The organism is Clostridium thermopalmarium DSM 5974 (genome assembly GCF_002995795.1).
Taxonomy (GTDB): domain Bacteria; phylum Bacillota; class Clostridia; order Clostridiales; family Clostridiaceae; genus Clostridium_H; species Clostridium_H thermopalmarium.
In genome coordinates this window covers 15,493-27,058 of the sequence record NZ_PVXN01000010.1, presented here as the reverse complement: position 1 = coordinate 27,058, position 11,566 = coordinate 15,493, and the positions used below count along the sequence as shown (strand labels likewise).

At 31.0% G+C, this 11,566-nt stretch carries 7 protein-coding genes, 1 pseudogene and 1 other annotated feature; of the genes and pseudogenes, 3 read left to right on the top strand and 5 right to left on the bottom strand.

Going from position 1 to position 11,566, the window contains the following annotated elements:
• Window positions 1–18: 18 nt before the first annotated feature.
• Window positions 19–3,441 (bottom strand): helicase-exonuclease AddAB subunit AddB, encoded by a 3,423-nt coding sequence (addB, locus tag CPAL_RS02545; protein ID WP_106024033.1) that lies wholly within the window; start codon window positions 3,439–3,441, stop codon window positions 19–21.
• A gap of 361 nt (window positions 3,442–3,802) precedes the next feature.
• Here addB and CPAL_RS13830 point away from each other — a divergent pair, with 361 nt between their 5' ends.
• Together CPAL_RS13830 and CPAL_RS02540 are read left to right on the top strand one after the other, a co-directional pair.
• Window positions 3,803–3,979 (top strand): hypothetical protein, encoded by a 177-nt coding sequence (locus CPAL_RS13830; protein ID WP_156473391.1) that lies wholly within the window; start codon window positions 3,803–3,805, stop codon window positions 3,977–3,979.
• A gap of 268 nt (window positions 3,980–4,247) precedes the next feature.
• Entirely contained in the window at window positions 4,248–5,411 is a 1,164-nt protein-coding gene (locus CPAL_RS02540; protein ID WP_106024032.1) for an iron-containing alcohol dehydrogenase, read from the top strand.
• Between the two features lie 39 nt (window positions 5,412–5,450).
• On the opposite strand, the gene CPAL_RS02535 is transcribed toward CPAL_RS02540, so the two are convergent.
• Window positions 5,451–6,089, bottom strand: a complete 639-nt coding sequence (locus tag CPAL_RS02535; RefSeq protein WP_106024031.1) for a hypothetical protein — start codon at window positions 6,087–6,089, stop codon at window positions 5,451–5,453.
• A gap of 187 nt (window positions 6,090–6,276) precedes the next feature.
• Entirely contained in the window at window positions 6,277–7,668 is a 1,392-nt protein-coding gene (gene asnS, locus CPAL_RS02530; RefSeq protein WP_061858729.1) for an asparagine--tRNA ligase, read from the bottom strand.
• A 145-nt stretch (window positions 7,669–7,813) separates the two neighbouring features.
• Window positions 7,814–8,073 (bottom strand) — a binding site (T-box leader).
• 175 nt (window positions 8,074–8,248) lie between these two features.
• On the opposite strand from asnS, the gene CPAL_RS02525 reads away from it, so the two are divergent.
• Complete coding sequence (locus CPAL_RS02525) at window positions 8,249–9,181, top strand: dipeptidase (RefSeq protein WP_061858728.1); 933 nt, start codon at window positions 8,249–8,251, stop codon at window positions 9,179–9,181.
• 56 nt (window positions 9,182–9,237) lie between these two features.
• Here CPAL_RS02525 and CPAL_RS02520 read toward each other — a convergent pair whose 3' ends face one another.
• Both CPAL_RS02520 and CPAL_RS02515 read right to left on the bottom strand, forming a co-directional pair.
• Window positions 9,238–9,927, bottom strand: coding sequence for a GntR family transcriptional regulator (locus CPAL_RS02520; RefSeq protein WP_106024030.1), 690 nt, complete (start codon window positions 9,925–9,927; stop codon window positions 9,238–9,240).
• Between the two features lie 93 nt (window positions 9,928–10,020).
• Window positions 10,021–11,563 (bottom strand): annotated as a pseudogene (locus tag CPAL_RS02515) (mannitol dehydrogenase family protein).
• Between the last annotated feature and the right edge of the window lie 3 nt (window positions 11,564–11,566).

The following is an 11,566-nucleotide window of genomic DNA, read 5'->3' as shown; positions in this document are numbered from 1 at the left end:
ATGTTTAATTACTCACCGCTAACTTTCATCTAACTTTTCTTGTTTTTCTTTTTCTAATCTCTTCCATATTTCTTCATCACTTTCATCCTTAATAGTCCTATATCCATTTCCTTCAAAACTGCTGTCAAATTGGCATATAGCAGAATATACGCAATAAGTACAAGCATCTAAATTCTTACTCTTAATAGGATTTATCCTTATTTCTCCTCTTAGCATGGACTCACATGATTCAACTAACTTTTTCTTAACGTGTTCTCTAAGCATTTTAAATTGTTCTTCTGTTCCTACTGAAGAGGACTTGCCTAGAGTTCCATCATTATTAATTCTTGCTGGAATTATTAATGATGATCCATCTATTTGCCTATCCATTTCTTTTACAATTTCAGGATCTGCAATAAGAAGTCCTTTCATCTTTAATGCCTTCATTATCTCCTCTTCTATCTCTTTATCAGAAAGATTTCTACTTCCTCTTATTATAGGATCATCAATTTTTAAGTACAGAACTCCTCCTGGAAGCACTTGATCCTCTCCTCTTAGTTCTTCATTTGTTAATATTGCATCTAGGTAGGTTAAAAGCTGAAGTTGTAATCCATAATAAACATCCGAAAGACTAAAATCCTTATTTCCTGACTTATAATCTATTACTCTAAAATAGTCTTTTTTCTCTAAGTCCAGCTTATCAACTCTATCTATCCTTCCTATAAGCCTTACTTTCTCTCCACTTGAAAGTTCTATTTCTATTGGAGGATAACTTTCTCCACTTCCAAATCCAATTTCATGTCCTATAGGCTGGAACCCACTTCTTTTTAAATGTTCTACAATTATAAGTATGGTTTTTACAAGCACTCTCTTTAACCTTTCGGTAAAGTATCTGTATCTTGGAGAACTGCTAAAAATTCCTCCTGAAACTTCTTCAGCCTTTTTATCCACTATTTCTGAGACCTTGTCTTTACACCATTTTTCATCTATCTCATACCATTCTAAAGAATTTTTATCCACAACTGCGGAAAACTCATCAATAACATTGTGCATAAATGTGCCTAAATCTGGTGGAGTAAGTGCAAAAGTCTTTCTTTCCTTTGCTTTTAATCCATACTGAATGTAGTATGCAAAAGGACACGACACATATTTTTCAATTCTTGAAACACTCAAGTAAAGCCTATCTCCATATATCTTTCTTGCTTTTTCCTGGCTTATGTTTTCTACTGAGTTCGTAAAAGCTGCAGCAGAAAATACTGTTTTTAATCTATATTTAAATCCATTCTTCTCATCACTATACCATCTATATACATCTGTCCAAAATGGACTTACTCTTATGTTTTTTTGGTCTTTTCTTAAAATTGATATCAGTTTATTAAAAGTTGGTATTTTTCTAGATACCAATTCTAAGTTTTCTCCTTCATCCTCTATTTCTAACGAATCACTTTCAATCTGAATATTAGGGAAAAGAGAATTAAATCTTGATACTATAATAGATGATCTTAAAGCCTTTCCTTCAAAATCAGCTATAGGATAGCATATTCTAAGATACTTACCCGTTGTGGTAAGAGTTCTATATATCAAATACTGCTCTTCAAAGGTCTTTGATTTTGTGCTTTCAGCAATTTCTATTCCTATCTTTTTAAGCTTATCTCTATCCGCATCTGAGAGTATTCCCTCATCCTTTTCTACTGCTGGAAAAACCCCATCATTTACTCCTACTATGTATAAAAGTTTAATATCATGAGTTCTAACTCTCTCAACATCTGAAACTAAAACCTGATCTAAAGAAGGTGGAATAAGTCCCATTTTATACTCGCCAAATCCTAAGGATAAAATCTTTACAAATTCTTTTAGTTCTATCTTCTCTCCCCTAAATACTTCTACTACTTGGTCCAAAAGTTCGATTACCATATTCCAAATTTGACTATATTCCCTTGCTAAGTCTTGATTTCCTTCTTCCTTAAATCTATTTACCCAAGATTCTACAGTTTCATTAGCTCCAATGCTACATAAGAAGTTATATAAAGCCGTGCAGATCTCTTCTGCACTCTTTTTACCTTTTAGATTTGAATAAAAGTTTATTAGTGGAATTACAACTTTAAGTCTTACATCATTAATTTTTTCTAAATTTTCTTCACTTCCATATTTCCACATAGACGACCATTTATTTTTACCTCTTATACCGTATGCCATAACGTAATTTTCTAAAATATCTATGTCTTCTTTAGGTATATTTATAAGTCCAGTTTTTAAGTATCTAAATACAGTCTCATAGGACCAATTTCTGTTAAATATATCTATGGCTGAGGTTATAAGCACAATAAGAGGATTATCGTATATTTCTCTCTTCTTATCTATAAAGTAAGGTATCTCATACTCAGTGAATATAGTCTTTACTATTTTCTCATAAGCTTCTAAATCCCTACTTATAACCGCAATATCTCTAAATCTTAGACCTTTACTTCTTACCATTTCTACTATTTCTCTTGCTACTTTCTCAATTTCTGAATATGGGTTTAAAGCTCTAATTATTTTTAAATCCTCTGTTTTACCCTTATATTGTTTATATGGATATTTAAAATAATTCGCTTCCACATATCGCATTTCTTTACTATCCTTAAATCTATCCTCTTTGTTATGCTTTAATATGACATCATTTTCAACTGGGATATTATTCTCTCTTGCTAATTCTAGCAGCTTATCTCTCGTATTTTTTATTAGCGCAAATACATCTCCGTTTTGTATTTCCATACTATGATCCATACATAAGGTAATATTTACTCTTTTTGTCTTTTTTAAAAGTTTTTCAATTATATTATACTGCTGAGGTGTGAATGAACTAAATTCATCAATCCAAACTTCCCCATTATCAAACATAGTAGACTTATCTAACTTACTATAGAGTAGGGCTAACTCATCCTCACTATCTAAATATTCTTTATTTTTATGAAGATTCTCTTCAAATTTTTCAAATATATTGCTTATATCCAAAATCTTTTCCTTTAAAAACTCATCTTCTTCCATTAAACTTATGGATGACTTAAGCTCCTGCGGAGTTATATCATATCTTTTAAGCTCAGTTATTACATCTCCGATAGTATTAACAAATCCCTGTTGATCAGCAGCTGTCTTAAAAATTATTAATTCTTCTTTTAGCTTATTTATTATATTAAATATAAGCATAAGCCTTCCTGAAGAATTTATAAACTTACGCGTTGCACCTCCAACTTCATTAAACACTGAGTAAGCCATTCTTTTAAAACTTGTTACTTCTACATTTACAATTCCAGTTCCCTTAACCTTTTCTACCACACTTTTCTCTGCTTGAAAAGAAAACTGCTCAGGTACAATTAATATTAAAGGACCTTTCTCTCCTTCTTTTAAATTCTTTTCTATAGCATCTACACAATATCTGCTCTTCCCAGTTCCTGCTCTACCATATATAAATCTTAAACTCATATTCTCACCAACTTTTTAACAAATTTTATCGAACACCTATTCCCCTACATTATAGCATAACTTGAGTAAAATGCGACGCATTTTTTTAATTGAAAAAGCTAAGCTCTTTAGTTTAAAAATACTAAATTTCAATAAAGACATCAAATTATGAATTATTCAGATAGCCGCTAAGAGCTAGAGACTCAGGAAGAGTTCTTGGAGTAGTAGCCTCAGAAATAAAAAACTATCTTCCTCCAGCGCCGATTCCATAAAGGTTTTAGAATCTATAGCTGAAAAACTATGAATAGAATAAAAACTCTTTATAAGGACAATCTAATTATATAATTCCACAAATCTTTATATTATAAAGGTGGTGAAAATTATGTCCATTGAAGAGATTCCTTACCGTTTTATAACTAAAGCCAAAACTGGATTCTATGACGGATATGATTATGACTACAGCGCTGAAATTGCTTACAATGATGATGTTGAAATAAGCAAAAGAGGATTTAAAGATGCGGATGAAGAACCTATAGAAAATTACTATGATTTTTATTAAAAATTAACTCTGTATACCTATTAATTTCTAATCATTATTTCTTAGCTTAGAGAGTGGAGAAGTGAGGACGCTGAAGCGCCAGTGGAGAGTGGAGGAGTGGAAAGATTAGAGTAAAAAAGCCAAGAAAGCTTACACTTATTTTTCTAAAGTCAGCGTAGGAAATAAGCCTTTGAGTCGCCTCTTAATCTTTTTATAAGTTTTTAACTAAAACTTTTTTTGTGTAGTACAATAAACTTATATAAAAAATATTCCTAGGGAGGCATAAAAAATGATTAACTTTACTTACCACAATACTACAAAAATTATCTTTGGAAAGGATACTGAAAGCCAAGTAGGAGATGAAATAAAAAAATTTGGTAACAGAGTTTTGCTTCACTATGGTGAAGGAAGTATAAAAAAATTTGGCCTTTATGATAAAGTCATTAAATCTCTAAAGGATGCTGGACTTGAAGTTTTTGAACTTGGTGGTGTTAAACCAAATCCTAGATTAAGTTTAGTTAAAGAAGGAATAAAAATATGTCGTGAAAATAACATAGATTTTATATTAGCTGTAGGCGGTGGAAGTGTTATTGACTCTTCTAAAGCTATAGGCATAGGCGTAACTTATGAAGGTGATGTATGGGATTTTTATACTGGAAAAGCTAAAGTATCATCTACGCTACCTGTTGGTGTAATCTTGACTTTACCTGCAGCTGGAAGCGAATCTAGTACTAGTTCTGTTATAACAAACGAAGACGGTTGGTATAAAAGATCAGTTGGAGACAATATTATAAGACCAGTATTTGCAATAATGAATCCTGAACTTACATATACTTTACCACCATATCAAACTGCTGCTGGTGCTGTAGATATGATGGCACACATATTTGAAAGATATTTTACAAATGAATCTAATGTGGATTTAACTGATAGACTAAGTGAAGCTACTCTTAAGACTATAATCAAGAATATACCTATAGTTTTACAGGATCCTAAAAACTATGAAGCTAGGGCCGAAATTATGTGGGCTGGTACTATAGCTCATAATGGTCTCCTTGGAACAGGAAGAATTGAAGATTGGGCAACTCACGATATAGAACATGAGATAAGCGGAATTTACGATATCACTCATGGTGCTGGCCTTGCAATATTATTTCCTGCTTGGATGAAATATGTATATAAAAAGGATATAAAAAGATTTGCCCAATTTGCTAACAGAGTATGGAACGTAGAAATCGATATAAATAACCTTGAAAAAACTGCCTTAGAAGGCATTGAAAAAACTAAAGCTTATTTTAAGAAAATAGGAATGCCTGTTTCTTTAAGTGAAGCTAATATACCAGATGATAGATTTGAAGAAATGGCTAAAAAAGCAATAGAAAACGGGCCTTTAGGTAACTTTGTAAAACTTAATAAGGAAGATATTATAGCTATATTTAATCTAGCAAAATAGTTAATAAAAGTATAGATAGCTTAAAATTTATCTATACTTTTATTTATATATCTGCTCTTTCTTCTTTAAATTTTTATTCTTTTTTTCTACAAGTTCAATTTCACATATTACCTTTACTACAATAGTTGAAAATCCAAGAAAAGTACCTAAAGCAAAGTAAAAATTTGATAAAAATATGCTAGTCTGCCATTCCACTGTCTCTTCTAGATCCTTTTTTACGATTTCTTCTTTACTAATATTTGTTAGCATATCTTTTATATTTATATCGTTTAATTCTTTAAGTAGTTTTTCTTTATCATCTATTTTATATATGTTTTCTAAGGTATCTATTATATTATCAAAACTAGAGTTATTTTCATTTTTTAAATCATTTATATAGTTTTGTAATCTATCTTTTATATCATACAGCTCAAACTCTCTTGCATTTATAGGAATATACTCTTTAAAGCTATAAGTAAACTTATCCACAGCCTCATTTGTTATTCCTTCTTTTTCTGCTGCTGACATTATACTCACAGTTAATCTATTGGTATATAAAAACTTTGCACCTTTTTCAGTATGAATTATTCCCAAGAATAAAAATATAATTGTACCTATTAGCATAAAGCTTAATATTTCTTTATCATATTTTATCTCTTCAGGAGCAAATCCTAATAACCTTCCTATAATCTTGAACATACTACCATCCTTTCATGCCATCTTATCTTGTATTATTGACACAAAACAGAACGGAAATAACATTTTATAGAATAAAAAAATTAAAGGCACAAAAACCTTTTTAACAAAGAATTTTTGCGCCTCTTTATAATAGCTAAAATTTCAATTGTGCACATGATAACATAATAAAAATATTGCTTATTTTTTTCTAAAATTCTGCGTTTCCTGGAGTTCTTGGGAATGGAATTACATCTCTAATGTTACTCATTCCTGTTAGATACATTATCATTCTTTCAAATCCAAGGCCATATCCAGAATGCTTAGTTTCTCCATATTTTCTAAGCTCTAAATACCACCAATAATCTTCTTTATTAAGCCCAAGTTCCTCCATTCTCTTTTCAAGAACATCAATTCTTTCCTCTCTTTGGCTTCCACCTATGATTTCTCCAACTCCTGGAACTAGAAGATCTGCTGCTGCAACAGTTTTACCATCATCATTTAATCTCATGTAAAAGGCTTTGATATCCTTTGGATAGTCTGTAACGAATACTGGTTTATTAAATATCTTCTCTGTTAAATATCTTTCATGCTCTGTTTGTAAATCTATTCCCCACTCTACTGGATAATCAAACTTTTCACCTGACTTTTTAAGAAGCTCTACAGCTTCAGTATATGTAATTCTTCCAAAATCAGAGTTAACTACGTTATCTAATCTTTCAAATAATCCCTTATCTACAAATTTATTAAAGAACTCCATTTCTTCTGGAGCATTTTCTCTCACATAGTTTATTATATATTTAACCATAGCTTCAGCTACTTCTAAATAATCATCCAATTCTGCAAAGGCCATCTCAGGTTCTATCATCCAGAATTCTGATGCGTGTCTTGATGTGTTTGAGTTTTCTGCTCTAAAAGTTGGTCCAAAGGTATATACATTTCTAAAAGCAAGAGCATATATTTCAGCCTCAAGCTGACCACTTACTGTAAGGTTAGTTTGTCTTCCAAAGAAATCTTTCTTATAGTCTATATTTCCCTTCTCATCCCTTGGTGGATTTTCAAGATCTAGAGTAGTTACTCTAAACATTTCTCCTGCACCTTCAGCATCACTTCCTGTTATTATTGGAGTATGAACATAAACAAAGCCCTGCTCTTGGAAAAACTTATGTACTGCATAAGCTGCTATAGAACGTACTCTAAATACTGCTGAGAAAGCATTGCTTCTTGGTCTTAAATGAGCTATAGTTCTTAAGTACTCAAATGTATGTCTTTTCTTTTGAAGAGGATAGTCTGAGTGAGATTTACCTTCTAAAGTTACCTTCTTAGCATGTATTTCAAAAGGCTGTTTTGCCCCCTCAGTTTTTACAACCTCTCCCTCTACACTTATAGTTGAACTTATAGAGTATTTTGTAATTTCTTTAAAGTTTTCTAATTTTTCATCAAAGACTACTTGAAGATTTTTAAAGAAGCTTCCATCGTTAACTTCAATAAATCCAAACTTATTAGAAGATCTAATTGTTCTAATCCAACCACTAATCTTTACTTCTTTGCCTAAAAACTTGTCTGTCTCTCTATAAAGTTTCTTAATTAATACGCTTTCCATTGCCTACCTCCTAGTTTTATAATCTCTAGTCTCTAATCACTGTTTTCTAAAAGAAGCTAAATTAAAATAAGAGATTAACCATTAATCAGTAATTATCAACTAGTTAGTTTTGTATAATTTAAAATATAAAAACCTTCAATCCTAATATCAGGACGAAGGTTAAATATTCGCGGTACCACCTAATTTGTCATAAAAACATGACCACTTTAACGAGCACAATCAATTGTATACTCTCCAATTCTTAACGGTTTGGATCCGTCTAAGCCTACTTTCGTGCCATTAATGTCACAATTTGGGTTAGAGATTCTGAGGTGTTCTTCCATATAGTTTCAATGCCAACCTTTCACCATCGTCAGCTCGCTAGGATTGAATTTCTATATTTACTCTCCTCTTCATTATCTTTAAATATATGTATTCATACATATTTTATCACTATATCAAAATTTTATTCAAAGAAGATTATATTATTAAAAATTATATATGTCAAGCTTGTTGTAGTAGTTGTCGCCACTTTTGCATAATAAAATTATATAATAATATAGTATAATGACAGTTATTATTTATAAACGAGGTGGAATACATGGATATAATTGACTTTCATTGTGATACAATTTTAAAAATATATGAAGAAAATTCTGAGTTAAAGAATAATAATTTTAGTGTTGATATAAATAAGCTAAAGGCTGGAAACTCCTTAGTTCAATTTTTTGCTTTATTTGTGGATCTAAAAAGCACTAATGATCCTCTTCAAAAATGTCTTAATATGCTAGATAGGTTTTATTTAGAACTAGATAAAAATAAAGATTCTATTGCTATCGCTAGAAACTATAATGAACTGATATCTAATAAGTCTCAAGGAAAAATATCAGCATTTTTAACTATAGAAGAAGGCGGCGTCCTTAAAGGAAGGCTTTCTAATCTTAGAAACTTTCAAAGGCTTGGAGTTAAGCTTATAACTTTAACTTGGAACTTTCCAAATGAAATAGGTTATCCTAATATAGATTATAAATATTATGATAAAGGTCTTACCCCTTTTGGTTTAGATGTTGTAGAAGAGATGAACAATCTAAAAATGATAATAGATGTGTCTCATCTTTCTGATAAAGGTTTTTATGATGTAGCTAAATATTCAAAAGCTCCATTTATAGCTTCTCATTCCAATGCAAGAGCTATAACTAATCATCCAAGAAACCTTACAGATGATATGATAAGGCTTTTAGCTTCTAAGGGTGGTGTTATAGGATTAAACTTTTATGGAGAATTCTTAGGTAGTGGTAATTTTAGTAAGATTGAGAATATGCTGGCTCATATAAAGCATATTGTAAATATAGGCGGCATAGAAGTGTTGTGTATCGGTTCAGACTTTGACGGAATAGACTCTATTCTCGAAATAGAAAATATAGGTCAGACTAATAAATTAATAGATGCTCTAAAACACAATAATTTTTCTGAGGATTATATAGAAAAATTATTCTACAAAAATGCCCTTAGATTTTTAAAAGAAATAGGTTAATTTATAAAATCAACACAAAAGCCCTTTATATTAAAGAAAATCCTCATATGTATATATTACAAATGAGGATTTTCTTTAAAATATTGCGGATATTTCTCTTTTAATAATTTCTCATCTACCTTATAACGAGAAAGATGCTCAACTATATATTTTTCTGCTAATTTCTTATCTTTTTTCTCGATAGCATCAACTATAGCTTTATGCTCAGAAATACTCTTTTTGCCTCCAGTTACTGTAAGGCTCAAGTTTCTTGCTCTGTCAAAATGCGGAGTCATTTTTCTCAGTCTTCTATATATATTTTCCTTTTTACAAATTACAAACAGCAACCTATGAAATTCGTTATCAAGACATAAGTTTTTTGCTAATAGATTTCCTTCTGAGTATAATTCTTGCAACTTTAAATTTTCTTTTATTGGCAACAAATCTTCTTTTGTTGCAATATCACAGGCTAATTCCACAATAGCTTTTTCAAGGACAAGCCGAAAAAACCTCACTTCATCCACCAGTTCGCTGTCAATTAATGAAATAAAGCTTCCTCTTTGAGGATACACTTCTACTAATCCTTCTTCATTCAGTATAATAAGGGCTTCATGAACTGGCATTCGGCTAACTCCAAGCTCTACTGATAACATACTCTCACTTACCTTACTTCCCGGCGGTAGTTCCAATGATATTATATTATCTTTTATTATTCTATAAGCATATTCTCTTGCAGTTTCCTTTTCTAATCGTTGTGTAATTTGCATATCCTTCTCCATACTATATTCTTATTGTAAAAATAATTAACTGCATTAATGCAGTTAATTACTTTTTTTATTTTATCATATATGGCATTAAATTTAAAGAGTGCAATGCTTTTGTAGAGTTGAACGAACTGCACCTTTTCCACTATTTAGCTCTTTGAAGTAAGCTTCAACTTTTTCTCCTAAACCTACCTCATATAAATCAACACCAAAGATTGATTTATTAGATAAGATTTTGCTTAAAGGTTTGTGGATATCATTATTTTCGCTTAACTTTACATCATTCATTATTGGAATTAATACCGAAAGCAATGGATCTGGACTTAATTCAAATGTATCTCCATTATCATCTATACCCATTAGGTAACGACACCATCCTGCTATAACAAGAGGTATAAAGTTTAATGAATTAACATCTAAATTAGGATCTTTAACATATGCTTTTATAGTTTCTCCAAAACGTATTCCTAGCTTTTGTGAAGTATCACTTGCAATTCTTTGTGGTGTATCAGGCATAAATGGATTTGGCAAACGCACCTGCAATACTTGATCAATAAAGTCCTTAGGTGATATAATGCCTGGATCTACAACAACAGGTAATCCTTCTTTATATCCGATGTTTTCTATTAGAGTTACAAGCTCCTTATCCTTCATTTCATCTGAAATCTTAGAGTAAGATAACAAGCATCCATAAACAGCTAATGCCGTGTGAAGAGGATTTAGGCAAGTGCAAACCTTCATCTTTTCTACTTTGTCTACAGTATCTCTATCTGTATAAATAATACCACCTTTGTCAAGTGGAAGACGACCATTCTTAAAGTTGTCTTCAATAACTAGATACTGAGATTCTTCCGCATTAACAAATGGCGCAACATATGTGTTCTTTGATGTTACAACTGCTTCTGTGTCTTCAAATCCCACTTCATTTAACATCTTTATAACAGATTCAGCAGGTCTTGGTGTAATTTTGTCTATCATAGACCAAGGATAAGATATGTCTTCTTTAACATAAGTTAAGAATTCAGGTTCTACTATTTTATTATTTACCCAATTTTCTGCGAATGTAGTAACAGCATTTTGAAGTTTAGTACCATTATGAGAGCAGTTGTCCATTATAGCTTATTGCAGCAGAAGTCTCCTTAGTAAAATCATTAGCTACATCTTTTAAAAATTCTCCCTTTGCATCTACTAGACTGTATCCTTTTTCTGTAATAGTAAAAGATACCATTTTTAGACTCTTACTTCTAAAAATCTCTTTCAACCTATTCCAGTCATGTGAATTGCTTGTATCAACAGTTAAAGATTCTGCCATGCTTCCTATTACTTTTTTTTCTAAGCTTCCATTAGCTTTTAAAGTTACTAAAACACTTAAATCATCAAATTTTTTATAGCTTTTTTCGATTATTTCATAATCATATCCTTCAGCAACTATTATACCTGTATTTAATATTCCTTTATTTAATAGTTCTTGGCAAACAGCTGCTGGGAAAGCACGAAATATATTTCCTGCACCAAAGTGTATCCATTCAGGATTTTCTTTAGTGTTTTTTATCATTTCTTCTCTATTGAATTTAGGTAATTCAAAGCCAGCCTTTTCCCAAACTTCTACATTCTTTAATTCTTCTTGTCTAAGCTTCAAGGG

Bases quoted from the DNA above. Each gene is read 5' to 3' on its own strand.
- CPAL_RS02535 (WP_106024031.1), bottom strand. From the start codon at position 6,089: ATGTTCAAGATTATAGGAAGGTTATTAGGATTTGCTCCTGAAGAGATA.
- asnS (WP_061858729.1), bottom strand. From the start codon at position 7,668: ATGGAAAGCGTATTAATTAAGAAACTTTATAGAGAGACAGACAAGTTT.
- CPAL_RS02525 (WP_061858728.1), top strand. From the start codon at position 8,249: ATGGATATAATTGACTTTCATTGTGATACAATTTTAAAAATATATGAA.
- CPAL_RS13830 (WP_156473391.1), top strand. From the start codon at position 3,803: ATGTCCATTGAAGAGATTCCTTACCGTTTTATAACTAAAGCCAAAACT.
- CPAL_RS02540 (WP_106024032.1), top strand. From the start codon at position 4,248: ATGATTAACTTTACTTACCACAATACTACAAAAATTATCTTTGGAAAG.
- CPAL_RS02520 (WP_106024030.1), bottom strand. From the start codon at position 9,927: ATGCAAATTACACAACGATTAGAAAAGGAAACTGCAAGAGAATATGCT.
- addB (WP_106024033.1), bottom strand. From the start codon at position 3,441: ATGAGTTTAAGATTTATATATGGTAGAGCAGGAACTGGGAAGAGCAGA.